This is a genomic window from Streptomyces sp. NPDC031100 (assembly GCF_055570785.1).
The window spans coordinates 522,897-548,423 of the sequence record NZ_JBVIGN010000002.1; the positions used below are offsets into that span (position 1 = coordinate 522,897).

18 protein-coding genes and 1 pseudogene are annotated in these 25,527 nt (G+C 70.9%); 10 read left to right on the plus strand and 9 right to left on the minus strand.

Going from position 1 to position 25,527, the window contains the following annotated elements; translation table 11 throughout:
- The first annotated feature begins 51 nt into the window (after positions 1–51).
- Together ACZ5DS_RS06590 and ACZ5DS_RS06595 are read left to right on the plus strand one after the other, a co-directional pair.
- A complete protein-coding gene (locus ACZ5DS_RS06590; protein WP_468235107.1) occupies positions 52–489 on the plus strand; it encodes a Chromate resistance protein ChrB in 438 nt (145 codons plus the stop codon).
- A gap of 35 nt (positions 490–524) precedes the next feature.
- The gene (locus tag ACZ5DS_RS06595; RefSeq protein ID WP_468235108.1) at positions 525–1,664 is read left to right on the plus strand and encodes an MFS transporter; all 1,140 of its coding nucleotides are present in this window, start codon (positions 525–527) and stop codon (positions 1,662–1,664) included.
- A gap of 157 nt (positions 1,665–1,821) precedes the next feature.
- Here ACZ5DS_RS06595 and ACZ5DS_RS06600 read toward each other — a convergent pair whose 3' ends face one another.
- The 8 genes and pseudogenes from ACZ5DS_RS06600 to ACZ5DS_RS06635 form a co-directional block, all read right to left on the minus strand.
- The gene (locus ACZ5DS_RS06600; RefSeq protein WP_468234705.1) at positions 1,822–3,468 is read right to left on the minus strand and encodes an APC family permease; all 1,647 of its coding nucleotides are present in this window, start codon (positions 3,466–3,468) and stop codon (positions 1,822–1,824) included.
- 357 nt (positions 3,469–3,825) lie between these two features.
- Positions 3,826–4,126 (minus strand): annotated as a pseudogene (locus tag ACZ5DS_RS06605) (MFS transporter); the annotation flags it as partial.
- Between the two features lie 38 nt (positions 4,127–4,164).
- Positions 4,165–7,047 carry a glycoside hydrolase family 2 TIM barrel-domain containing protein gene (locus ACZ5DS_RS06610; RefSeq protein ID WP_468234707.1) on the minus strand — a complete coding sequence of 961 codons (2,883 nt, stop codon included), beginning with the start codon at positions 7,045–7,047 and terminating at the stop codon, positions 4,165–4,167.
- 12 nt (positions 7,048–7,059) lie between these two features.
- Positions 7,060–7,926 carry a carbohydrate ABC transporter permease gene (locus ACZ5DS_RS06615; protein ID WP_468234708.1) on the minus strand — a complete coding sequence of 289 codons (867 nt, stop codon included), beginning with the start codon at positions 7,924–7,926 and terminating at the stop codon, positions 7,060–7,062.
- Entirely contained in the window at positions 7,923–8,888 is a 966-nt protein-coding gene (locus ACZ5DS_RS06620) for a carbohydrate ABC transporter permease (protein WP_468234709.1), read from the minus strand. Before ACZ5DS_RS06620 ends, ACZ5DS_RS06615 begins: the two co-directional genes overlap by 4 nt.
- A gap of 20 nt (positions 8,889–8,908) precedes the next feature.
- Positions 8,909–10,171, minus strand: coding sequence for an ABC transporter substrate-binding protein (locus tag ACZ5DS_RS06625; protein ID WP_468234711.1), 1,263 nt, complete (start codon positions 10,169–10,171; stop codon positions 8,909–8,911).
- Positions 10,172–10,366: 195 nt separating this feature from the next.
- Positions 10,367–11,875, minus strand: a complete 1,509-nt coding sequence (locus ACZ5DS_RS06630; RefSeq protein ID WP_468234712.1) for a glycoside hydrolase family 30 protein — start codon at positions 11,873–11,875, stop codon at positions 10,367–10,369.
- 11 nt (positions 11,876–11,886) lie between these two features.
- Positions 11,887–13,140: an ROK family transcriptional regulator gene (locus ACZ5DS_RS06635; RefSeq protein ID WP_468234714.1), complete on the minus strand. Its 1,254-nt coding sequence runs from the start codon at positions 13,138–13,140 to the stop codon at positions 11,887–11,889.
- A 291-nt stretch (positions 13,141–13,431) separates the two neighbouring features.
- Between ACZ5DS_RS06635 and ACZ5DS_RS06640 the strand changes: the two genes are divergently transcribed.
- The gene (locus ACZ5DS_RS06640; protein WP_468234715.1) at positions 13,432–14,064 is read left to right on the plus strand and encodes a hypothetical protein; all 633 of its coding nucleotides are present in this window, start codon (positions 13,432–13,434) and stop codon (positions 14,062–14,064) included.
- A gap of 237 nt (positions 14,065–14,301) precedes the next feature.
- Positions 14,302–15,309 carry a hydroxyacid dehydrogenase gene (locus ACZ5DS_RS06645; RefSeq protein ID WP_468234716.1) on the plus strand — a complete coding sequence of 336 codons (1,008 nt, stop codon included), beginning with the start codon at positions 14,302–14,304 and terminating at the stop codon, positions 15,307–15,309.
- Between the two features lie 18 nt (positions 15,310–15,327).
- Here the strand turns inward: ACZ5DS_RS06645 and ACZ5DS_RS06650 are convergent, their stop codons facing one another.
- Complete coding sequence (locus ACZ5DS_RS06650; RefSeq protein ID WP_468234718.1) at positions 15,328–16,359, minus strand: saccharopine dehydrogenase family protein; 1,032 nt, start codon at positions 16,357–16,359, stop codon at positions 15,328–15,330.
- 112 nt (positions 16,360–16,471) lie between these two features.
- Here ACZ5DS_RS06650 and ACZ5DS_RS06655 point away from each other — a divergent pair, with 112 nt between their 5' ends.
- The 6 genes from ACZ5DS_RS06655 to ACZ5DS_RS06680 all read left to right on the plus strand — a co-directional run bounded on the left by ACZ5DS_RS06655 (position 16,472) and on the right by ACZ5DS_RS06680 (position 25,491).
- The gene (locus ACZ5DS_RS06655; protein ID WP_468234720.1) at positions 16,472–17,425 is read left to right on the plus strand and encodes a helix-turn-helix domain-containing protein; all 954 of its coding nucleotides are present in this window, start codon (positions 16,472–16,474) and stop codon (positions 17,423–17,425) included.
- A gap of 102 nt (positions 17,426–17,527) precedes the next feature.
- Positions 17,528–18,202 carry a pyridoxamine 5'-phosphate oxidase family protein gene (locus ACZ5DS_RS06660; protein ID WP_468234722.1) on the plus strand — a complete coding sequence of 225 codons (675 nt, stop codon included), beginning with the start codon at positions 17,528–17,530 and terminating at the stop codon, positions 18,200–18,202.
- A 58-nt stretch (positions 18,203–18,260) separates the two neighbouring features.
- Positions 18,261–19,562 carry a radical SAM protein gene (locus ACZ5DS_RS06665; RefSeq protein WP_468234723.1) on the plus strand — a complete coding sequence of 434 codons (1,302 nt, stop codon included), beginning with the start codon at positions 18,261–18,263 and terminating at the stop codon, positions 19,560–19,562.
- Positions 19,563–20,003: 441 nt separating this feature from the next.
- The gene (locus ACZ5DS_RS06670) at positions 20,004–21,518 is read left to right on the plus strand and encodes a cellulose binding domain-containing protein (RefSeq protein WP_468234725.1); all 1,515 of its coding nucleotides are present in this window, start codon (positions 20,004–20,006) and stop codon (positions 21,516–21,518) included.
- A gap of 318 nt (positions 21,519–21,836) precedes the next feature.
- Positions 21,837–22,928: a ribosome small subunit-dependent GTPase A gene (rsgA, locus tag ACZ5DS_RS06675; protein WP_468234726.1), complete on the plus strand. Its 1,092-nt coding sequence runs from the start codon at positions 21,837–21,839 to the stop codon at positions 22,926–22,928.
- Positions 22,929–23,031: 103 nt separating this feature from the next.
- Entirely contained in the window at positions 23,032–25,491 is a 2,460-nt protein-coding gene (locus ACZ5DS_RS06680; protein ID WP_468234728.1) for an ATP-binding SpoIIE family protein phosphatase, read from the plus strand.
- Positions 25,492–25,527 lie beyond the last annotated feature (36 nt).

Here is a 25,527-nt window from a genome sequence, read left to right on the forward strand (position 1 = left end):
AACGGCGAATGTAACGGCTACATTTTCTGATGTGACGAATGTAGGCAGGTCATCTGGGCCGTACCGGACGTGCCCGTCTTCAGCGACGGCATCGCACGGGCGCTCGCGCTGACCGAGCAGGCCGGCGGCCAGGCGGTGACGCTCAGCGCGTCGGGGCGCGGACCGCAAGATGCCGCCCGCCTGGAGGCGCTGTTCACCGCCGCCCGGTCCGCGGACTGGACCGAATTCCTCGCCGACTGCGGAAAGCTCGAGGAAGAGCTGGCCAAGGAGATCCGCATCGCCAAGTTCACCCTCGCCGAACTGGAGGAGGAGGAACAGTCGCTGGAGAGGTTGCGGCGCTGGCACCGCGACCTCACCGCCCGGGACGTGTTCGGCACGCCGGAGGCGGTCCGGGCAGCGGAACGACTCAAGCAGTGCACGGCCGCCTGCGAGGACTACGCCGAACGCGTCTTCGCGGCCCTGCACCAGACCCCGGAGCGGGACCAGTGAACGCAGCGACGGCACAGACCGCGCCCGCCCGGCAGATGTGGCCGCTGTACGCGGCCGGGTTCACCACCGCCTTCGGCGCGCACGGCATCGCCGCGAACCTCGGCGGATTCTCCGCGGACGCGGTCACCTCCCTGCTGGTGCTGGGCGGCCTGCTCGCCCTGTACGACGGCGCCGAGGTGCTGCTCAAGCCGGTGTTCGGCACCCTCGCCGACCGGATCGGCGCCCGTCCCGTGCTGCTCGGCGGGCTCGTCGCCTTCGCCGCCGCCTCCGCGCTGTACGTGGCGGCCGACAGCCCGGGCTGGCTGTGGGCCGCCCGCCTCGGCCAGGGCGCCGCGGCCTCCGCCTTCTCCCCGTCGGCCTCCGCGCTGGTCGCCCGGCTGAACCCGGCCGCCAAGCACGGGCGGGCCTTCGGCAGTTACGGCTTCTACAAGTCGATCGGCTACACGCTGGGCCCGCTGCTCGGCGGAGTGCTGGTGTGGGCCGGCGGCCTGCGGCTGCTGTTCGCGGTCCTCGCGGTGCTCGGCGCGGCGGTCGCCGTCTGGGCCGCGCTCGCCGTGCCCGTCGTACCTCCGCTGCCCAAGGCCCGGCAGACGGTGCTCGACCTGGCCCGGCGCCTGGCCGATCCCGCCTTCCTCGCACCGACCTCGGCGCTGGCCGCGGCGACCGCCGCACTGTCGGTGGGCGTGGGCTTCCTGCCCGTCTCCGGCCGGGCCGCCGGACTCGGCACGGTCGCCACCGGCGCCGCCGTGTCGGTGCTCGCCGCCTGCGCGGCCGTCGTACAGCCGCGCGCCGGGCGAGCCCTGGACGAAAGGCGCCTCACCGCACGCGGCGGCATGGGCGCCGGGCTGCTGCTGGCCGCCGCCGGCCTCGGTTGCGCCATGCTGCCGGGCCTGACCGGAGTCCTGGTCGGCGCCGCCCTGATCGGCGCCGGCACCGGGCTGATCACCCCACTCGGCTTCGCAGCCCTCGCCGCCTCGACACCGACCGAACGCCTCGGCCAGACCATGGGCGCCGCCGAACTCGGCAGGGAACTCGGCGACGCGGGCGGCCCGCTCCTCGTCGCCACCGTCGCCTCCCTGACCACCCTCACCCACGGATACGCCTCCTTGGCGATCCTCCTCGCGGCGGGCTCGGTGCTGGCCCTGGCCCGGGTCCGGCGCAGCGCTGCGTGGTAGTTGTAGTTGAAGTCCTCCTGGACGTTCACGATGTCGTACCCCGCCAACCGGGCGAGAGCACCGGGGTGTTGGTCGCCGGGTGGCTGGAGCTGAGGCCCCTCGGGAGGCCGGCCGCGTGGTACGGCCGTCAGTGGGCGGTGCCCGTCTCAGGATCCCGTCAGAGGATCTCTTCCTCCTCCGGGACGACGACCTTGTCGATCATCGCCTGGATCTGCTCCGACGGCAGCGCGACCGCCAGGGCCCAGTAGTAGATGACGAGGCTGAAGGCCGCGGTGACCCCGATGTCCCACCACAGCGGGAACCACGGGTGCTTCAGGGGCCCGAAGTCGCTCAGGTACACGATCAGGCCCATGCCGACCAGGTAGACGGGCAGCCACGAGGCCGCCCGCAGGTCCAGCTGCGGCTGGATGGGGTTCATCTTGAACACTCGGTTGGCGACCAGGATGACGTACCCGATGAGGATCGCGACACCGAGCTTCCAGTCGGTGGTCCACCCGGACCAGAGGATCAGCAGGTTGGCGACGGCGAAGGCCAGCGGCGACATCCAGCTGCCGCCGGGCAGCCGGTAGGGGCGGTCGGCGTTCGGCAGCCGGCGGCGGAACACGCCGAAGGACAGCGGGGCGCCGGCGTACATGAGCACGCTCGCGCTGGTGATCAGCCCCACGAGGGAGCGCCAGCTCGGGAAGGGCAGGAAGCAGACGCAGCCGATCACGAAGGCCATGAGCAGTCCGGCCCAGGGGACGCCGCGCCGGTTGGTGGTCTCGAAGACCGTCGGGACGTATCCGTTGCGGCTGAGCCCGTACGACACCCGGGAGGAGCCGGTGATGTAGATCAGGCCCGTGCCTCCTGGCGAGACCACTGCGTCGATGTAGAGGACCGTGGCCAGCCAGCCCAGACTGATCAGCGTGGCGAGCTGCGCGAACGGCCCGCTCAGGGTGTTGAACGCGGACGTCGCCCAGTGGCTGCCGATCTGCGAGGCGGGCAGTGCGGCGAGGAAGGCGACCTGGAGCAGGACGTAGATGACGATGCCGAGCACGATCGACCCGATCACCGCCCGCGGAATGTCCCGCTTGGGGTTCGCGCTCTCGCCCGCGAGCTGGTCGGCCTGCTCGAAGCCCAGCAGCGCGAAGATGATGCCGCTCGTGGAGACCGCGGACAGGATGCCCTTGGTGCCGTAGGGGTCGAAGCCGTCGGCCGCGGCGAAGTTGCTCGTGTGGAACTGCGCGAGGGCGAGCACGAAGATCGTCAGCAGTGGGACGCCGACCTTCCACCAGGTCGCCGCGCTGTTGGTGCGGGCCAGCAGGCGGATGCTGAGGAAGTTGACCGCGGTGATGACCGCCATCAGGCTGACCGCGACGGCGATACCCGGCCCGGTCAGTACGTGTTCGCCGCCCTGGATCTTCTCCCAGCCGCTCGCCCAGGAGTAGTGCTGGGCGTAGGTGATCATCGCCAGCACCTCGATGGGCGCCACCGTGGCGGCCTGCAGCCAGGAGAACCAGCCGAACGACGCGCCCGCGGCCCCGCCGAACGCGTAGTGCGGGAAGCGCGCGGTGCCGCCGGAGACCGGATACATGCCGCCCAGCTCCGCGTGCACCAGCGCCAGGATCAGGATCGCCAGGCCGCCGATGCACCACGAGATGATCGCCGCGGGCCCGGCGGCCGCCAGGGCCCCCTGCGCGCCGAACAGCCACCCGGATCCGATGATCGACCCCTCCGAGGCCCAGATGAGCCCGACGAAGCCGATCTCACGCCGCAGTCCCGGCCGGTGCTGTTCCTGGGCCGACTTGTCTTCTGATACGGCCACGGCCCACACCCCCATCAGTAGGGTGATGTTTACCCATATCTTCCCACCGTGGCGCGAACTCGTCAGCACTCGGACACCGGCCTTGGCGGCGAGCATCGAGCGCGCCGTAGGGAAGCCGGCACGCGGAGGGGACAGAGGGGCGGATGAGACGCAACGCCACGCAGAGGTACCTCTTGCCGCGTTCACGCGCTCGGGCGCGACCTCGACCAGGCCTGTGACGTCAGCCTCCGTCGCGGTCCGAGGCCTCGATGCCCGCCCCGAGCAGCGGCGGCGCGGCCACACCGCCGATCATCGAGGCGGCGATCACCCAGGCCCCCGCGCGCCGGGCCTGCGGCAGAGCCCTGTTCAGCCAGGGAAGGCGGCGGCAAGGGCCGTCGGCCAGCCCGGAGCGAGCGCGAAGCCCTCGCCGCCCGCCCCCATCAGGGCATAACCCGCCGCCAACAGGGCCGGGTTGCTCATCCGGGAGTGGACGGCCTTGAAGGCGAGCACACCCGCCACCCCGCCGGTGAAGTGCAGGCTCAGACCGAGGCCCGCGCCCGAGGGGGACAGCCCGAACTCGGCGCGCAGGCCGGGGGACCGCCGGGCCGTAGAGCGCTTGGAGCATGCCGACGAGGACGAAGCCCACGCAGGAGGCGACCGCGGCCGGCCGGGAGAACATCCGCCGGCCGGCCGCGGGGATCGTCAGGACCGTGTCGGTCAACTGGTCTCCGAAGAGGGATTCGGCGACCGGGTCTCCGAGAGGACGAACGAGAACTGTGCGGGCTCGGCCCTCAGGTAGTACTGGGGCAGGGGGCCGGGGCCGCAGGACTGGGAGCCGAGGCCGTGCCGGCCGTGGTCAAGGTTCACCCATACCGTCTCGGCGGGTGTGAGGTCGGTCAGGTGGGTGGCCGCGTCCAGTTGCTCGGTGGTCCAGCGGCGGGCGGTGAAGCAGAACTCCGGGTCGCCCTCGATGCGCAGGCCGCCGATCTCCGCCCAGCGGACGTCGGCACGGGCGCCGTTCTCCTGCGGACGGACGTACGGGGTCTGCAGATCGTCCACGGTCGACCGCCAGCGGCCGACCATCGATGCCGCCCTGCTGTCCGGATACGCCTCGCCTGGGCCGCCGCCGTACCACTGCACACGGTCGGCCGCAGACAGTCCGAAGCGGATGCCGAGCCGGGGCAGCGGTACCGTCCAGTCGCCCTCCGGTGTCATGGAGACGGTCAGCCGGAGACGATTTCCGTCCGACGTCCAGCGGTACACGGTCGCCAGTCCGATGTCCCGGGCGGCCGGCGCCACCCGGGTGCGGACGGTCAGCGCGTCGTCGGCCAGTTCCACCGCGTCCAGCCGGTGCCGCATGCGGTGCAGGCCGAGCCGGCGCCACAGCAGGCCGTAGCGGGTGTCGGTCTGCCAGGCAGCGCCGTCGTCGTTGTCGGTGGTCGCCCGCCACACGTCCAGGCGCAGCCTGGAGACGTGCACACCGCCGATCGTCCGCAGCGCGCCCGTGCGGGCGTCGAAGGAGGCCGGGCCGAGGGTGATCAGGCCGTCCCCGAGCACCGGACCGTCGGTCGCCGCGACCGACGGCGCCTGCCGTGCGGACACGGCGAACTGGCCCCAGGCGACGACATGGTCCTTCGGCGCCCACGGGGTGTCGTCGGCGAGCTGTGCCCGTACCGTCCAGTGGGCCTCGCCGGCCGGGGCCGCGGCCGGCGGCTCGGGCAGCTTCACCTCGGCCGACTCGCCGGGCGCCAGCGCGGGCACCGACAGGGCGCCGGAGCCGACCGTCTCGCCGTCCACCTGGTACGACCACGTGAACGCCAGCGCCGACAGGTCGGCGAAGTCGTACGTGTTGGTGACGCGGATGGTCCCGCCCGCGGCGTCGCCGTCGAGCGCGACCGGTTCGATCACCTTCTTGTACTCGACCAGGCCGGGGGAGGGCTGCCGGTCCGGGAAGAGCAGGCCGTCGCAGACGAAGTTGCCGTCGTGCAGCTCCTCGCCGAAGTCGCCGCCGTACGCGTAGCCGTACCGCTCGTCCTTGATGCCGTGGTCGATCCACTCCCAGACGAAGCCGCCCTGGAGCCGGTCGTACCGCTCGAAGATCCGCTGGTAGTCGGCGAGTCCGCCGGGGCCGTTGCCCATGGCGTGCGCGTACTCGCAGAGGATGAAGGGGAGTTGGCGGCGCTTGTGGGTGCCGCCGTCCTGGCCGCGGCCGATCCGTTCGACCTCGGCGTGGTCGGCGTACATCCGCGAATACATGTCCGTGTCACGGCAGTCGAGGTCGCCCTCGTAGTGCAGCAGCCGCGAGGAGTCCCGGCCGCGGATCCACTCGGCCATCGCCGTCAGACCGCGGCCGGTGCCGGCCTCGTTGCCGAGGGACCAGATGACGACCGAGGGGTGGTTCTTGTCCCGCTCGACCATGCGGGCGGCGCGGTCGAGCAGGGCCGGGGTCCAGCGGTCGTCGTCGACCGGGTTGTCCCGCCACGCCTGCTCGGTGAAGCCGTGCGTCTCCAGGTCGCACTCGTCGATCACCCACAGGCCCAGCTCGTCGCACAGGTCCAGGAAGGCGGGGTGCGGCGGGTAGTGGGAGGTGCGGACGGCGTTGATGTTGTGCCGCTTCATCAGCAGCACGTCCTCGCGCATGGTCTCCAGGTCGAGCGCCCGGCCCATCTCCGGGTGCCACTCGTGCCGGTTGACGCCCTTGAACAGGACCGCCCTGCCGTTGACCTTGATCAGGCCGTCCGACAGTTCCACCGTGCGGAACCCGATGCGCAGCGGCAGCCGCTCGCCCTCGGTGGCCAGCACACCGTCGTACAGCTTCGGGTTCTCCGCCGTCCACGGCTCGACCGGCACCGTCACCGGCTCGCCGGTCGCGACGTCGATGCCGAGGCCGGGGACGGTCACCCGGCCGTCCACGTCGGAGTCGACGCGCAGGGTGCCGGTGCCGGCGACATGGTCGTAGGAGGCGTGCACGAAGAAGTCGAGGGCGCTGCCCGCCGGGCGGTGCAGCAGGGTGACGTCACGGAAGATGCCGGGCAGCCACCACTGGTCCTGGTCCTCCAGGTACGAGCCCGCCGACCACTGGTGGACCCGGACCGCCAGTACATTGCCCGCTGCCTTCAGCAGGTGGCCGACCGCGAACTCGTGCGGCAGCCGCGAGCCTTTGAACTCGCCGATGTCCGTGCCGTTCAGCCAGACCCGGGCGCAGGACTCCACACCGTCGAAGCGCAGCACGGCACCGCCGTCGGCCGGCCAGTCCTCGGGCAGGTCGAAGACGCGTAGATGGTCGCCGGTCGGGTTCTCGGTCGGCACGCGCGGCGGGTCGACCGGGAACGGGTAGAGGTGGTTGGTGTAGATGGGGGAGCCGTGCCCCTGGAGGACCCAGTGGCCGGGGACCGACACCTCCGCCCAGCCATCGGCGTCGTACCCCTCCTCTGCGAAGGAGTCGTCCTCGGCGTCGGCCGTGTCCGACAGCCGGAAACGCCAGCTGCCGTTGAGCGAGAGGGACTTGGCGTCCGAGGACGCGTACCAGGCGCGGGGCGGCAGCGCCCCCGAGCCTGGCGAGACGTCCTCGACGTACTCGATGGTGGTGCGGACGGACATGGGTCTCCTAGCTCAGCCCTTGATACCGGTCTGCGCGATCCCCTGCACCAGCCAGCGCTGGAGGAAGAGGAACACGAACAGCAGGGGCAGGATCGACATGGCGGTCGCCATGAAGATCAGGTGGTAGTTCACGGTCTGGTTGGTCATGTACGACGACAGCGCGACCTGGACCGTCCAGGCGCTCGGGTCCTGGCCGATGACCAGCGGCCACAGGAAGGCGTTCCAGCCGCTGATGAAGGTGATCGTGGCGATCGCCGCGAAGAAGTTCAGCGAGTTCGGCACCACGACACGCCAGTACGCGCCCCAGTAGCCGAGCCCGTCCACGCGCGCCGCCTCCTCCAGCTCCTTGGGGAACCCGAGGAAGTACTGCCGGAACAGGAAGCAGGTGAAACCGCTGAAGAGGCCCGGAATGATCAGACCCCGGTAGCTGTCCACCCAGCCGAGGGACGACACCAGCACGAAGCTGGGTACGAAGGTGACGGCGGCCGGGACCATCAGGGTCACCAGGACGGCGTAGAAGATCTTGTTGGCGTGCCGGTAGGGGATGCGGGCGAGGGCGTAACCGGCCAGCGAGCAGACGAACAGGGTGCCGACCGTGTGCAGGATGCCGACGACCAGGGAGTTCCCCATCGACCGGCCGAAGTCGACCGTCGGGTCGTCGAACGGCTCGGTGATGTTGCCCCACTGGAGGTGGGTGGGGAAGAACTTCCAGTTCTCGCCGGTGATCTCCGGGTCGGTGGAGAGGGCGTTGCGGACCAGCAGGTAGAAGGGGATGAGGAAGAGCAGCGCGGCGACACTGGTGGCGATGTACAGGCCGGTGGAGCTCATCAATCCGCCGCGCCGGGCGTGCTTCCTGACGTCGGGTGCGGTCGTGGTCACGTGGACTCCTCACCCCTCCCGAACCCCATGATCCGGCCCTGGAACAGGGTGCCGACGCAGATCAGCAGCGTCAGCACCACGGCTCCGGCGCTGCCCTTGCCGTAGTTCTGGTCCTGGCCGAGGGCGGTGTAGTACAGCTCGACCAGCGGCGGGCGGCCCCACGTCGTCTTGGACAGCAGGTTGAAGAACTCGTCGAAGGCCTGGTAGGCGGCCACGAGCAGCAGCAGGACCACGGCCGTGGAGGTGGCCCGCAGCTGCGGCAGCGTGATGTGGCGGAAGGTCTGCCAGCCGCGCTTGGCGCCGTCGAGGGCGGCGGCCTCGTACAGCTCCTGCGGGATGTTCTGCAGCGCGGCCAGGAACAGGATCATGTAGAAGCCGGACTGCAGCCACAGGCGGGCGGTGACGATGACCAGCCAGTACCAGGGTGGGTCGGGGTTGGCGAGCCAGGCGATGTTGTCCACGCCGAACAGGCCGAGGACGGTGTTCGCCAGGCCGAAGCGCACGCCGTTGAAGAGGGACATCTTCCAGATCAGCGAGGCGGCCACATAGCTGCACGCGGTCGGCAGGAAGAACACCGACCGGTAGAACGCCCGCATGAACCGCAGCCGGTTCACCAGCAGCGCGAGGCCCAGGGACAGGGCCCAGGTGGTGGGCACGATGAAGGCCGCGAAGACGGTGAAGGTGACGAGGGATCCGGTGAAGTTGCCGTCGGTCAGGATGTCCCGGTAGTTGTCCAGGCCGACGAAGTCGCTGGGCGTGACGGTGAAGCGGGCCTCGAAGAAGCTGAGGTAGAGGCTCCAGCCGATCGGGATGTAGACGAAGACGATCAGCCCGAGCAGGAACGGGCTGGTGAAGAGCCAGAAGTTGACGGTGCGGCTGCCGCGCAGCCCCCGCCGCGGCCGGGCCCGGGTGACCTCGGCCGGGGCGGGGCTCGCGACACCGCGCGTGGTGGTCGTCGACATGTCGTGGTCCGTCCGGCGGCCTATCCGAACAGCTTCTTCAGCTCGGCGCCCACGGCCTTGTCGCACCTGTCGAGCGCGGCCTCGGGGTCACCGTCCTTGCGCACGCAGTCGGCGAAGACGTTCTCCGTGGCGGTGATCATCGCCTGGGTCCAGCCGATGTTGTCGAAGTGCCCGTATTCGTCGAAGAGTTTCACGCCCTCCGCCGGCAGGCCCGACGTCAGCTTGCTCGCCGACTGTGCGAGGGAGGCGCGCGGCGGGATGTGGAAGCCGTACGAGGTCGCGAAGTCCTCCTGGTCCCTCTTCTGGTCGATCCACAGCCACTTCACGTACTCCTTGGCCGCGTCGACGTTCTTGCCCTTGGCGTTGACGAACATCGACCAGCCGCCGTTGTAGACGGACGGCTTGCCCGCGTCGGTGACCTTCGGGAACGGCATGATGCCGAGGTCGTCGCCGAGGGTCTGCTGGAACTGCGGCATGGCCCACATCCCGCAGAACTGGATCGCGCACAGGCCCTGGTTGAGCGCCGAGGGGTCCCAGAAGTCGGCCGGGGCGTCCAGTAGCAGATGGCCGCTGGTGAACAGCTTGCGCATCTTCTTCAGGCCCTCGACCACGCCGTCCGTGTGGTAGGCGATCTCGTTCTTCTCGCTCAGGGTGTCCGCGCCGGCCGACCAGATCAGCGGGTTGATCACCGCGTGCAGGTCGTTGCCGAGGAACAAGCCCTTGACCTTGCTCGTGGTGAGCCTGGCGGCCGCCTCGATCAGCTCGTCGAGGGTGGTGGGCGGCTGGATGCCCGCCTTCTCCAGCAGGGACTTGCGGTAGAAGAAGAACTGCGGGTCGTCGATCATCCGAACGCCGTAGATCTTGCCGTCGACGGTGTGCGACGTGATGTCGGCCTGGTTGAAGTCGCTCTTGACCGGTTCGATGAGGTCGGTGAGGTCCGCCACCTGCCCGCTCCTGACGAGCTGGATCTGCGGGTGGAACTCGAACAGGTCCGGCGCCTGGTCGGTCAGCAGCGTCGCGAACAGTTTGCTCTCGAAGTTCGAGCCGGTGATCCACTGCGTGGTCACGTTCGCCTTGGAGTACGCCTTCGCATAGCGCTTGATGGCCTGCTCGGTGCCCGCCTCGCCGTACGCGTGGAAGTACTGGACCAGGTTCTTGCCCGAACCGGAGCCGCCACCACGGCCGTTGTTGCTGCCGCACGCGGCGAGCGTGCCCGCTGCGGCCAGGCCCGCTGCGGCCCGGAGTATCGATCGGCGGTCCCAGGTGCTGCTCTGTGCCGACATGCTGACGTCCTTGTCATGGCTCGGATTGGGTTGCGGTGCGGGGACGTTACCTTCGGCTAATACTTCGGCAAGGGGTTAGACGAAGTCATTCGAAGTGTTGTGACTGGTTCGGAATCCCGAACGATCAGAAAAGGTAGAGGAGTTGAGGGGTGCTACTGCCTGGTCCAGGCCTCGTTGACGATCTGCCCGCTGGAGTTAACTGCCGTGCCTCTTCTGGTCGAAGACGTACGTCGTGATCGAACGGGCCGCGAGCGTCGCCGAGACCGTGCCGCCGCGCACGGCGGGCTTCGCGGCCTGCGCCCAGTTCTCGTCGGCCGCGGTGCGCACCGCCTGGGTGGCCCGCACCGGCGTCCGGCTGTTGAAGTGCAGGTTCAGCGCGGTGTCGGTGGTGTTGTGGTTGTTCACCACGACCACCCAGGTGCCGTCCCGGTCGTAGGCGGACACCTCCACGCCGTCCGGCGCCCCGGTCACGTTGTGCGCCACCGAGCCCGGCTTCACGAACTTGCTGTACTGGCCCAGCGCGTAGTAGCGCTTGGTGAAGTACAGGGTCTGGTTGCCGTTGGTGGCGTAGTTCGGGTCGTAGTAGAGCAGGCCGTCGTTCCAGCCGTCGCCGTTCTTCGCCAGTGGGTCGCTGCCGATCATCTCCGACAGCGCCACCCACCACTGGAACGCCGAGTCGTGGGCGGTCGCGAAATCCTTGTAGATGATCCGGGACAGGTTCAGCCCGCCGTCGATCGTCGGGTCGTACTCCTGCGCCCAGCCGGTGCCGCCCTTGCCGAAGCAGCAGATCTCCGTCGACCAGGACTCCTTGCCGGCCGCCTTGGAGGTCTCGTGGACCTTCGCCCGGTTCGCGTCGCTGGGGTTGTCGTACGTGTGGTGGGCCAGCTTGGAGACGTACTGGGCCGTGCCCGGCTGCGAGATCCACTGTGGGACCTCTTCGTTGAACTTGACCGTGCTGGTGGACTCGTCGGCGATGATGCCCGTCCGCTGGTGCCGGGCCCGTTGCTCGGCGCCGAGTGCGCGCACGATGTCGTCCCGCTGGGAGGGGTCGACGAGCATGCCCTCCTGGCCGCAGGAGTCGAAGCTGTTGGTCGGCTCGTTGAAGGGGCTGATGTAGTCCAGCTGCACGCCCTGCCGGGCGAAGTGGTCGGTGACGTCGGCCATGTACGTGGCGAAGTCCTGCTCGTTCTCCGCCTTCAGATAGCCGCCGCAGCTCTTGCCGTTCGTCTTCCATGCCGCGGGCGCGCTGTTGACGAACCCGATCAGGTCCTCGACGCCGTACTTGGCGGCGGCGTACAGGAAGTACCGGCCCGCCCTGTCCTTGCTCCAGTCGTAACCGCCGTCCGGTTTGAGGAAGTCCTCGGGGGCGCGCGGCGCGTACGTCACGCCGGTGCCGCCTCCGCCGATGTTGTAGCGGTACGCGCTCAGATCCAGGCCCTGTTTCGAGAACAGCAGCTTCGCGACCCGGGCCTGGACCTCGGGGGCGAAGTTCTTCAGATCGTTGACCCACCAGGCGCCCGAGGCGCCGATGTCGTCGATGGTCTGTGCGGCGTGGGGGGAGACCTCGGCGGCGGCCGGGGCGTCGACGGCTTTCGCGGGCGGGGAGGTGAGGAGCCCTCCGGTGACAGCCAGCGCGGCCGCGGCTGTCAGCAGGGCGGATCTCCTGGTGCGGGGGTGAACGGTGCGGGGGTGAGACACGTGCATCCCTTCCGTCGTCATGAAGGCGGTGCGGTACGGCTCCTTGCGGGTGCGGTGGTGCGCTTGGTGGTGCTGGTCCTCTGGCCGACGGACTGCAGCGCCCCCTCCAGCGCGAACGTGGCCGCGCCGAGGGACACCGGGTCGGTGGGGATCGGGGAGAGGACGATCTCGGTGGCGGCCAGCGGCCGCCGGAGCGCGTGCCGGGAGACGGCCGCGCGCACCTCGTCGAGCAGCGGCTCGCCCAGCCGGGACGCCACCCAGCTGCTGAGCACGACCACTTCGGGGTTGAGGAGGTTGATCAGGTCGGAGATCCCGGCGCCCAGGTAACGGGCGGTGTCCCGGACCACCTTGAGCGCCACCGGATCCTGCGCGGCGACCGCCCGGGCCAGCGCGTCGATGGTGGCCGTCTGGTCCTCGGGGTGCAACAGCGCGGACTGCGGGCTGAGTTCGCGCAGGTTCAGCATGATGCCGGGCGCACCGACGTACGTCTCCACGCAGCCCTGGTTGCCGCAGTGGCACAGCCGCCCGTCCAGCACGAGCGTGGTGTGCCCCCACTCGCCGGCACTGTTGGTCACGCCCCGGTGCAGGCCGCCGCCGAGGGCCAGACCGGCGCCGACGCCCGTACCGAGGTTGACCACCACGGCGTCCCCGCGGCCTCGCGCCGCCCCGAACCACAGCTCGGCGACCGCGCAGGCGCGCAGCGGGTTGTCCAGGTACAGGGGATACGCGATGTGTTCGGCGAGCAGGTCGAGCAACGGCACGTCGTGCCAGTTCCAGTTGGGCGCGTACTCGGCGACCCCGGTGTCCCGGTCCACCTGGCCCGGCACGCTCACCCCGACGCCGAGCACCCGGGCCGCCTCGACCCCGGCCTGCGCGACCACCGAGCCGACGGCCGCGGCGACATGGCCGACCACCTGCTCCGGTCGGCTCTCGCCGGGCCGCATGTCCTCGTCGGCGCGGGCCAGCACGTTCAGCGCCAGGTCGAACAGCTCGACATGGACGTACGTCTCCGCGATGTCGACACCGATCAACGCGCCCCCCGACGCGTTGACGGCGACCAGGCCCCGCGGGCGGCCCCCCGCGGAGTCCTCGAAACCGACCTCGGTGATCATGCGGAGATCCAGCAGCTCGCCGACGAGCGTGGCGACCGTGGCCAGACTCAGTCCGGTGGCGGCGGCCAGTTCCTGGCGGGAGGTGGGAGAATCGGCGATGATCTGGCGCAACACCTCGTAGCGGTTCGCGGTGCGGATGTCACGTGATGTGCGCTTCACGGAGCTGCCCCTCCCATCCCGTCAGGCCAGGCCGGGGCGAGGTGGGCGCCGGCGCGGCGTCAGGCTATGGGCTGGGAGGGACTTTCGACAAGGGATTTGGAAAGGGGTTGTAGAAAGTCCCTGTGCTCGGTGGCGGGGATCAGGCGCCCAGGACGCCCCGGACGAAGGCGTTGGCCAACTTGCCGGTGGGGTCCAGCGATTGGGTCAGGACCGGAGCTCTAGAGTGATCATCCAGTTGGTTGATCAGTGCGTTGGATCGGGGGAAGAGTGAGCGGGGCTCGACGGATCGGCGTGTCCAAGCGGTGGGCGTGCGCAGTAGTCATTGCTGTTGGTGCGGTGTCGGGTTGTGACAGTGGCGGCAAGGCCGGCGCCCAAGCAGGCGGGCCGGCGGATACGACACAGGCCCCATCGCCGGGCAAGAACCCGACCGACCAGCCGTCGAAGCCCACGCTGCCCCCGGCGCGTCCGCAGGTGCTGCATGTGCGCGGCAACTACACGTACAAGGTGCAGATCCTCAAGGCCGAGACCAGGGTGGATGTGCCGGACAATCCGCCACCGGCCGGAACGAAGGCACTGGCCCTGCTGCTGCGGGTGGAGGCCGAGCCGCGGAACCGCGGCATCCACGCGCCCTACGCGAACCTGGGAATCGAGTATCCCAGCCTGGAGACCGACAAGGACCAGCACATCGGGGACGTGATCGACGACGCTACGTCCTACTTGACCGAGGATCAGATGCTGTACGGCGACGACGGCGTCGAAGGCATCGACCCGGTGTTCGGCGCCCTGCAGGCGAACACCGTGTACTACCAGTGGGTCTGGCAGATCGTCTCGGAGAAGGCGAACCTGACCGGCGCCTCCCTCTGCGAGGCGCAGCTCTCCGGTCACAACTGTATTCCGATCGGAGCTGTCGCAACCGCTTCCTGACGCATGGCGGGGTCTGGAACGCCGCGTCGGGCGTCCTCGCGATCCGTTTGAAGGAGCGGCCGCTGCCCAGCACCCGCACCCGTGCGCTGCCGGCCGCCAGGGCCCTGACCGCCTGCGCCGAGTCTGTCATCCCTGCCGTCCCTCCCGGAGCGTGTGTCCGTTGACCCTCTCTTTCCCCGGCACCTAATTTAGAGAGCGGTTGCTGTCCGCAGGTCACCGAGCCGGAAGGTCACCTCCTTGCCCGAGCGTCCCAAGGCACTGTTCGCCATGACGGCCCAGAACGTGCAGCACCTGTTCCCGCCGGATCTGCTCGCCCGCCTGCGCGAGCACGTGGACATCGATCCCGCCCGGGTGGCGCAGGACTTCACCGACCCCCGGCTCCAGGAGACCCTCGCCCGCACCGAGGTCCTGATCACCGGCTGGGGCTGCCCCCGCCTGGACGCGGCCGCCCTGGACGCGGCGCCACGCCTGCGCGCGGTGCTGCACGCGGCCGGCTCGGTCAAGGGCTTCACCACCCCGGAGGTCTGGCGGCGCGGCATCGTCGTCTCCTCGGCCGCCGCCGCCAACGCGCTGCCCGTCGCCGAATACACCCTCGCGATGATCCTGCTCGCCGGAAAGGACGTGTTCACCCACCGGGACCTGCTGCGCACCCGCCGCACCTTCCCCCACGGCGATCTCGTGCCCGGCATCGGCAACTTCGGCCGCCGCGTCGGCATCGTCGGCGCCTCCCGCATCGGCCGCCGTCTGCTCGACCTGCTCCGCCCCCACGACCTCAGGGCGAGCCTCGCCGACCCGTACGTCGACGAGGCCGAGGCCGCCCGGCTCGGCGTGCCCCTGCTGCCCCTGGACGACCTGCTGCGCACCTCGGACATCGTCACCCTGCACGCCCCCCAGACCCCGGAGACCCACCACCTGCTCGGCGCCCGCGAACTCGCCCTGATGCCCGCCGGATCCGTGCTCATCAACACCGCGCGCGGCGCGCTGGTCGACCATGACGCGCTGATCGCGGAACTGCGCACCGGACGCCTCAGCGCCGTACTGGACGTGACCGACCCCGAGCCGCTGCCCGCCGACTCCCCGCTGTTCGACCTGCCCAACGCCTTCGTGACCCCGCACCTCGCCGGTTCCCAGGGGAACGAGCTGGCCCGGCTCGGGCGGACGGTGGTGGAGGAGGCCGGCCGGCTGTCGGCCGGTGACGACCTTCTGTTTGCGGTCGACCATGCGGAGCTTCAGCGGACGGCTTGATCGACGGTCTTCCGTCCGCTACGGACGCAGGTCCAGGGACAGGTGCGCAGACAGTGCGCGGAGGAAGTCCGGCGCGTCGAAGATCTCGCCCGCGGAGGCGACACCGACCGCCCTGGTCCGCCCCGTGAGGACACGGTCGACCGCTTCCACCACGAGCGGCGCGGTGACGGCATAGATGTCCCGGCCTCTCGCCACAGCGCGCCGTTCGCCGCCTGCGCAGCGCACGACGGCATCCACGAGGAAGGTCTGCGCGGACCGCCCGCGCTCGTCGACGGCGGTCGGCGGCGGTGTGTCCGGGGCAACCACCTCCCTGGCCGCCTCGACGGTCATGTACGTGCGCACCTCGGGAACCGACAGGTGGCTGGGAACGGTGACCACATCGGCCATCGTGAACTCCCCGATGACGGCACGGGTGCCCAACGGCTCGGGGAAGGTCCACTCGAGGGTCGGCGGGCTGTCGTCGCGGTACGCCAGCCGGCCGTTCACATGGACGATGCGTCGGCTGCCCCGCCGCTCCCGGGTGACCGCGCTCGTGGCACGCGAGCCGGCCGTGGGGTGCCAACTGCTCAGCCCGTACGCGATGTGCGCCTCGTCGGCAGCCGTCCAGTCACCCATCGCGGCGGTGACCAGCAGATCGCCGAGACCGCCGTAGAAGGCCATCGCGGGGACGATCACCGCTCCTGCGGCGCGGGCGCGGTCCGTGAAGTGCGTGAACGTGTCGACGTTGGCCTCGATCTCGGCCGCCACGTCCAGATAGGGGATCCCGGCGCGCAGCGCCGCCTCGATCACGGGGGCGGCCGTCGCCGCGAAGGGCCCGGCACAGTTGATCACGGCCGCCGTACCGGCCAGCGCGCGGTCGAGCGAGGCCGGGTCGTCGACCGACGCCGGGCGGACGTCCGGTCCCGGACGGGACGCAGCCATCGTCTTCAGCTTGTCGGCGTCGCGGCCGGAGAGCACCGGGACGAACCCGCGCTCCCGCAGCTCAGCCACCACAAAGCGCCCGGTGTGCCCGTACGCCCCGAACACCGCCACCCTGTGCGTCGACCCCATGGATTCCCCCTGCTCGCTCGACCGGTCTTCCGTGATCCGTCGTGGCCATCCTGACGAAGGGCAGGTGCCCCGGACGAGTGTCCGGAACGACATGACCCGTACAATTCCGGACGTGAACACGGTCGCGCTCGCTGTCACCGACGGGATGCTGCACTTCGAACTGTCCATGGCGTACGAGGTGTTCGGCGCCGCCCCGGACGACGTGCCGGGCCCCTGGTACGACGTGGACGTCTGCGGGCCCGGCGCCGTGCGGGCCGGCCGGTTCCGGCTGGAGGCCGACCACGGCCTCGACCGGCTCGCGCGCGCCGACACCGTGATCGTCCCGGGCTGGGCGGACATCGACGAGGACCCGCCCGCCGACCTGGTCGACGCGGTGCGCGCGGCCCATGAGGCGGGCGCACGCGTGGCCTCCCTGTGCACGGGCGCGTTCGTACTGGCCGCCGCCGGTCTGCTGGACGGCAGGCGCGCCACCACGCACTGGGCGCACACCCGGGCCCTGGCCGCCCGCCATCCCCGGGTCGAGGTGGACCCGGACGTCCTCTACGTGGACAACGGCAGCGTGCTCACCTCCGCCGGCAAGGCCGCCGCCATGGACCTGTGCCTGCACCTCGTCCGCCTCGACCGCGGCTCGTCGGTCGCCAACGCCGTCGCCCGCCGCCTGGTCGTGCCGCCGCACCGGGACGGCGGACAGGCCCAGTTCGTCACCACCCCGGTGCCCGCCCCGGACCATCACCCGCTCGCCGAACTGCTTCCCTGGGTGCTCGCACGGCTGGACCAGCCCTTGACCGTGGAGGACCTGGCCCGCCGGGCTCGCATGAGCTCGCGCAACCTGGGCCGCCACTTCAGGTCGGCGACCGGTACCACCCCGCTGCAATGGCTGCTGACCCAGCGGATCCGCCGCGCCCAGGAGCTGCTGGAGACCACCGACGGCAGCATCGACACCATCGCGGCCGCCACCGGCATGGGCACCGCCACGACGCTGCGCCGGCACTTCAACCGCACGGTCGGCGTACCTCCGGACACCTACCGCCGCACCTTCCGCTCGCGGACCCTGCCCGGCGCGTGATCATCGGAAAAGATCTGCGGATTTCGTTGAGTAGTGGTGCTGGATGAACTGTTTCATTAAATGGATAGCCCTTCGACTGCGCTTTCAGTAGATTTAGCGCTCATGACCTCACAGGGCCTCCCCGTGCAGCTCCCCGAGACCGACCGCACCCGGCACCGCCGCCTGCGTGAGCAGGGCAGCCGGGAGCGGGCCGATCTCGACGCGATCCTGGACGCCGGTTTCGTCTGTCACCTGGGCGTGGTGGTCGAAGGGCGGCCGCTGGTCGTGCCGACCGTGTACGGACGGGACGAGCGGCAGCTGTACGTCCACGGATCCGTGGCCAGCCGCAGCCTGGCCGGCGATGTCCCCGTGTGCGTCACCGTCACGCACGTCGACGGGCTGGTGCTCGCCCGGTCCGTCTTCGAGCACGGCGTCAACTACCACAGCGCCATGATCCACGGAGAGGCCCGCAGGGTCACCGACCCCGAGGAGAAGCTGGAGGGACTGCGCCGGCTCACCGAGCATGCGACGCCCGGGCAGTGGTCGTACGCCCGCCGCCCGAACCGGAAGGAACTCGCCGCCACCACCCTCCTCGCCCTCTCCCTGGAAGAGGCCTCCGTCAAGATCCGCACGGGCGCTCCCGACGACGGGGACGGCCCCGACGCCGAACTCGGCCTGTGGGCCGGGGTCCTGCCGCTGACCGCCGTCTGGGGCGAGCCCCTGCCCGACCCGGCGCTGCCCGCCGGCACCGCCGTACCAGGGCACATCGCGCGCCGTGCGGGGACCCGGCACGGCTGACGCGACGGCGGGGGCATACGGTGAGAGGCGAACGCCTGAGCCGGGAGGAGAAGTACGGATGGGCAGTCGCACCGCGCTGGTCGAGGATCTGATGGAGCGTTTCCCGCATGTGCCACGGGAGGCCGTCTTCAAGGAGGACCTGCTCCGCGGCGGCGTCGCCTTCGAGCCGTCCGCCCTCAGCGACAACGAGAGCGGCGAGGTCAAGCCGAAGTCGTACTTCATCTTCTCCTTCGACCACGGCACCCTGCCCGAACTGGGCGAGGCCGCGCTGCGCCGGCCCCCGGAGGAGATCATCCTCACGGGTGGCCCGTACGACCTGCGCCGTACGGTTGTCTCCGTACGGGTGAACCCGGCCTCGCCGTACCGGGTCGCCGCCGACGACGAGGGGCTGCTCGGGCTGTACCTCGACGGGAAGCGGATCGCCGACGTCGGTGTGCCGCCGATGCCCGAGTACTACCGGCACACCCTCTCCAACGGGAAGTCCGTGATGGAGGTGGCCCCCACCATCCAGTGGGGCTACCTGATCTACCTGACCGTCTTCCGGGTCTGCCAGTACTTCGGCGCCAAGGAGGAGTGCCAGTACTGCGACATCAACCACAACTGGCGCCAGCACAAGGCGGCCGGGCGGCCGTACACCGGTGTGAAGGACGTCGAGGAGGTCCTGGAGGCCCTCGAGATCATCGACCGGTACGACACCCAGAAGGCGTCCACCGCGTACACGTTGACCGGCGGCGCGATCACCAAGACCGTCGCCGGGCGGGACGAGGCCGACTTCTACGGCCACTACGCCAAGGCCATCGAGGAGCGCTTCCCGGGCCGCTGGATCGGCAAGGTCGTCGCACAGGCGCTGCCGAAGGCCGACGTGCAGCGGTTCAAGGACTACGGCGTGCAGATCTACCACCCCAACTTCGAGGTGTGGGACCGCCGACTGTTCGAGCTGTACTGCCCCGGCAAGGAGCGGTACGTCGGCCGGGACGAGTGGCACAGGCGGATCCTGGACTCGGCGGAGGTCTTCGGCGCGCGCAACGTGATCCCCAACTTCGTGGCGGGCGTGGAGATGGCGGAACCCTTCGGCTTCACGACGGTCGACGAGGCCATCGCGTCGACGACCGAGGGCCTGCGCTTCTTCATGTCGCACGGCATCACACCGCGCTTCACCACCTGGTGCCCGGAGCCCACCACCCCGCTCGGCAAGGCCAACCCGCAGGGCGCGCCGCTGGAGTACCACATCCGGCTCCTGGAGGCCTACCGGGCCACGATGGACGACTTCGGGCTGTCGTCCCCGCCTGGCTACGGCCCGCCCGGCCCCGGCCGGGCGGTTTTCTCCGTCAGCTCCTTCATGGACAGCGTCTCTGATTGACTCAGTGGTTCCCGGTGTTGCTCAGGAACGTGAGGCCAATCGCCTTCGTGCCCTGGTGCTGAACGGCGGGAGCCGTCAGCCCTCGTGGCACGTCCCTCCGGACGCTGGTCGGTGAGGTCTCGCGACCTCGCCGAGGAGGGTGCCCGACGTCGCCTGGGCGCCGGGTGTGCGTGTGACACTCTGCCACAGAATCGCTACGGATCGCTAATCCGGTTGGTGAGTCTGCCTGCGGTGAGCAGAACGGCGCCCGCATCCGTATCAGAGGCCGGAGTTGCGGCCCTGCGCGGATACGGTCACGTCACGCGACCCCCTGGTCACCGGATTTGAATACGCCGCTTGTCAGTTGTGTCGAAGACGTGAAAGGCTCCTGCCTCCGCGAGGTTCCCTCCAACTCCATTCCCTCTATGGTGAGTTGACCTCGCTCGTGGATGCAGGAGCCCCATGTCCGACCTGCCGACCCCCCAGGACGCCACCGAGGCCGCGCTGTTCGCGGAGTGCTGGGACGCCGTGCTCTCCTACGCCGACCTGTGCACCTCCGGCTCCCTGACGGCACATCAGCTGGCCACCGAGGCGTTCACCCTCGGCATGCGCGAGGCGCGCGCCGCCGGGGCCGTGCCCGTGCGCGGAACCGGACGGCGCGCCGCACGGCTGCCGATGATCCCCGAGCTGCTGACCGCGGTCCGCAACACGGCCGCGGTCTGGGAGGCCGACGGCGAGGGCCACAAGCTGGACCCCGACCTGAGGCTGTGGCTCAACTCCGGCCAGGCCGGGCGCTACACCGGCCCGCCGCTGCAGCGCCCGGTCGCGCTGCGCGGCCTCAGGGACATGCAGGACGCGGACGCCTCGCTGCTGTGGCTGGCCGAGGTGGAGGCGCTGCCCCTGCCGACCGTGGCACGCCGGCTCGGCCTCGACCCGGCCACCGTCACCGAGGAACTCGACCAGGTCCGCGCCCTGTTCCGGGACCGCTGTCACCGTGCGCACCTCGACACGCCGATGGACGCGCAGTGCCGCAGCTACGCCCGCCTGCTGGACGCGGTCACCCGCTCGCCGGCCGCCGACACGCCGGGCGACCTGTCCCGGCACCTCGCCACCTGCGTGCAGTGCGCCGAGGCCGCCGCCTGTCTGCGGCTGCACGGCGGCGGCCTGCCGGCCGCGCTGGCCGGCGGGGTCATCGGCTGGGGCGGCCTCGCCTACCTGGAGCGACGGCGCCGCGCCGCCGAGGTCCGGCTGGGCGCGGGACGGCCGGGCGCGGCGGAGACCGACGGCGGCGATCCGAAGGAGGGCGCGGGGCGCGGCCGGGTCCTGCGCAACGGCCTGCTCGCCGCCGCCGTCCTGCTCTCGGTGCTGGCGCTCGGGGTGTCGATGATGCCGTTCGACGGCTCGGGCGACTCCGGCGACGACAAGGCGGCCGCCGTCGGCGACGACCGGCAGCCCGTCGCGGACCCCGACTTCCCCGACACCACCGGCACCGCCTCCGGCACCGGCCCGGCCCCCTCCCGTACGCCCCACGCCACCCCCTCCGCGACCGCGAGCAAGGGCGGCCGGTCCGGCCGGAAGAACCCCGACCCCGAACCCCAGGGCACCTCCTCCGCCACCACCCCCGGCGGCCCGGGTGGCCCGGGCCGCACGACCCCACCCGCCCCGACCTGCCGGGTCGCCTACCACCTGGACAGCCAGTGGCCCGACGGCTTCCAGGCCACCGTCACCGTCACCACCGACCGGGTCCTCACCGGCTGGCAGGTCGCCTGGACCTTCCGCGACGGCCAGCAGGTCGGCCAGATGTGGGACGCGACAGTCCACCAGAACGGCTCCCGCGTCACCGCCACCGCCGCCGACTACAACAGGTCCGTCGCCGCCCACTCCTCCCTGAGCTTCGGGTTCCTCGGCACCTGGCAGGGGGAGAACCGGGCGCCGGAGGGCTTCACGCTCAACGGGGAGACCTGCGCGATGGACTGAGCAGTCCTGGTCAGGGGCAACGCGCCGGAGGGGACGACCGGTTGCGGCGCCGGCTTCCGCGTCGAGGACAGTCGGCGCGCGGTCGCGAAATACGGTGGCGCGGCGACGAAGGGCCGCTCTAGGGTGAGCGTGTTCCCGGGCAGCCGACGGCTGCCGTGGTCCTGCGTGAGCATATGAGGAGGTGTCGACCGATGGCTGTCACTGTGCTGGGCGCTGCCCTCATCCAGGAATTCATCAAGTCCACCTCCGTGGCCACCGGCTGACCGACCGAACCGCGCTGTACGCGCGCGCCGGGGCCACCCTTGTGAAGGGTCTCCCTTGACTTCCAGCTCCGCTGACTTCACCGCGCTGGCTCCCTACGGCTGGGACGACGCCTGGGCCGACGCGTTCACCCCGTACGAGTCCGAAGGGCTGCTGCCCGGGCGGGTGATCAGGGTCGACCGCGGGCAGTGCGACGTGGTCACCGCGGGCGGTGTGCTGCGCGCCGACACCGCCTTCGTCACCCCGCACGACCCCCTGCGGGTCGTGTGCACCGGCGACTGGGTCGCCGTCGAACCCGGCGGCAACCCCCGCTATGTGCGCGCGTATCTGCCGCGCCGCACCGCCTTCGTGCGCTCCACCTCCTCCAAACGGTCCGAGGGGCAGATCCTCGCGGCCAACGTCGACCACGCCGTCGTCGCCGTGTCCCTCGCCCTCGAACTCGACCTCGGGCGCGTCGAACGGTTCCTGGCCCTGGCGTGGGAGTCCGGCGCACAGCCCGTGGTCGTGCTCACCAAGGCCGACCTCGTGCCGGACCCGGTGACGCTGGCCCACCTCGTCGAGGACGTCGAGACGACCGCGCCGGGCGTGCCCGTGCTCACCGTCAGCGCCCTGCACGGCGACGGCCTCGACGTGCTCGTCGCCCTCGTCGGCGCCGGCACCTCCGTGCTGCTCGGCCAGTCCGGCGCGGGCAAGTCCACGCTCGCGAACGCCCTGGTTGGCGAGGACGTCATGGACGTCCAGGCCGCCCGTGACGTCGACGGCAAGGGACGCCACACCACGACCACCCGCAACCTGCTGCCCCTGCCCTCCGGGGGCGTGCTCATCGACACCCCCGGGCTGCGGGGCGTCGGCCTGTTCGACGCCGAGAGCGGGGTCGGGCAGGTGTTCGCCGAGATCGAGGAACTGGCCGAGCAGTGCCGCTTCCATGACTGCGCCCACGAAACCGAGCCCGGCTGCGCGGTCCGCGCAGCGGTGGACAGCGGCCAACTCCCGGTCCGCCGCCTGGAGAGCTACCGCAAGCTGCTGCGCGAGAACCAGTGGATCGTCGCCAAGACGGATGCACGACTCCGGTCCGAGATCAGGAAGGACTGGAAGCGAAAGGGGGCGCAGGGCAGGGCCGCGATGGAGGCGAAGCGGGGGCGGTGGTAGTGCGGGGCCGGGTGCAGTGACGTACGGCGCAAGGTTCCCGGCGGGTGCCTCGGCGCCCGCCGGGAACCACGTGCGTTTCCTGTTGCTGATGTAGAAATAGACCATGACGAGGCGTTTCGGCCTGTTCGGGGTGCAGGGAGATCCCGCTTCCGCCGAGGCGTCCCCGGTCGGCGGGGGGCGGCCGAGGCGGCTGCCGCCGGGCTTGCGCAGTGTCGCGGGGCAGATGTTCGTTCTGCAGCTCGTCATTGTGCTTCTGCTCTGTGCGGCGGCCGTGACCGCCCTGGTGCTCCAGGCGCAGCAGGCGAGCCTGGCCGAGGCGCGGGCGCGCTCGCTCGTCGGTGCCGAGACCTTCGCGAGTGCCCCGGGCACGCTCGACGCGATGCGCTCCGCCGACCCCAGTGCGCTGCTCCAGCCACGGGCCGAGGCGGCCCGCAGGAGGACGGGCGTCGACTACATCGTCGCGTTCAGCCCGGCCGGCATCCGGTGGACCCACCCCGACCCGAGCCTGATCGGCAAGCATGTGACCGGCACGTACCGTGAGGCGCTCGCCGGGCACCCGTACACCTCGACCTTCCGGACACCGGTGGGCCGGGCGGTGGACTCGACCGTCCCGGTCACCGACAGCCACGGCAAGGTCGTCGGGCTGGTGTCCGTCGGCATCACCGTCCGCGCCGTCCACGCGCGCGTGGCGCAGCAACTGCCGCTCCTGTTCGGCGCCGCCGCCGGCGGCCTGCTCCTCGCGACGGCCGCATCGGCGCTGGTGAACCGCCGACTGCGGCGCCAGACCCACGGCATGGAACCGGGCCGGCTGCGGGCGCTGCCCGGCAAGGCCGATGTCGCGGAGCGGCGGTTGATGCTGCTCTACGACGCCGCGACCAGCATCGGCACCACCCTCGACGTCGAGCGGACGGCGCAGGAACTCACCCGGTTCACGGTCCCCCGCTTCTCCGACTACGCCAGCGTCGACCTGGTCGACTCGATCCTGCGGGGCGGCGACGAGCCCGAGGGCACGCTGATGCGTCGTACGGCCTTGACCGGCATCCGCGAGGACCATCCGCTGTACCCGGTCGGCAGGCTCATCGACTTCGGCTCCGAGACCCCGCAGGCGATCGGCTTCGGCACCGGCGAGCCCGTCCTCGAGGCGCGCCTGCGCGACCTCGCCGGATGGCAGGAACAGGATCCCGTCAACGCGCGCAGGATCATCGCCCACGGCATCCACTCGATGATGGTCATCCCGCTGCGGGCCCGCGGCATCCTCATGGGCGTGGCCAGCTTCTGGCGCTCCGAGCAGCCGGAACCCTTCGAGGAGGAGGACGTGGCCGTCGGCGAGGAGCTGCTGGCCCTGGCCGCGCTCGCCATCGACAACGCCCGCCGCTACACCCGCGAGCACACCACGGCCGTCACCCTCCAGCGCAGCCTGCTGCCCCGCGGCGTCCCCGAGCAGACCGCGCTCGACGTGGCCCACCGCTATCTGCCCGCACAGGCCGGCGTCGGCGGGGACTGGTTCGACGTCATCCCGCTGCCGGGAGCGCGGGTGGCCCTGGTCGTCGGCGACGTCGTCGGGCACGGGCTGCATGCGGCGGCAACCATGGGCCGGCTGCGCACCGCCGTGCACAACTTCTCCGCCCTCGACCTGAGCCCCGACGAGCTGCTGGTGCGCCTGGACGAGCTGGTCAGCCGGATCGACAGCGACGAGACGGGCGAGCACGACGCCGCGGCCGTCACCGGGGCCACCTGCCTCTACGCCCTCTACGACCCCGTGTCCGGGCAGGTCACCGTCGCCCGGGCCGGCCACCCCGGGCCCGCCCTCGTCCTGCCCGACGGCACCGCCTCCTTCCCCGAGGTGCCCGTCTCCCCGCCGCTGGGCCTGGGCGGCGGCATGCCCGTGGAGGTGCGCGAGCTGGCGCTGCCCGAGGGATCACGGCTGGTGCTGTACACCGACGGGCTGGTGGTGGACCGCGGCCGGGACATCGACACGGGCCTGAAGCAGCTGCACACCACGCTGGCCGGCACGGTGGGCCGTACCCCGGAGGAGACCTGCGCGGACGTCCTCGGCGCGGTGCTGCCGGCCCGGCCGAACGACGACGTCGCCCTGCTGGTGGCCCGCACCCGGCTGCTGGACCGCGATCGCATCGCCGACTGGGAGGTGCGCGCCGAGCCGGCGGCCGTGGCCCCGGTCCGCTCCGCGTGCGCCCGCACCCTGGACGCCTGGGGGCTCACGGACATCGGGTACACCACCGAGCTGATCCTCAGCGAGCTGATCACCAACGCGATCCGGTACGGCTCCCCGCCCATCCGGGTCCGGCTGCTGCACGACCGCTTCCTGATCTGCGAGGTCTCCGACGGCAGCAGCACCGCCCCGCATCTACGGCGTGCGGCGGCCACCGACGAGGGCGGCCGCGGCCTGTTCCTGGTCGCCCAGCTCGCCGCCCGCTGGGGCACCCGCTACACCGCCCGCGGCAAGGTGATCTGGGCGGAGCTGTCCCTGCACGAGGACCGCGGCGCACCGGCCGCCCAATCGGGGGACGACGTCCTCGACCAGTGGGACGACCTCGCCCTCTAGCCACCGCACCGCTCAGCTGCACGTCCGATTTCCGCC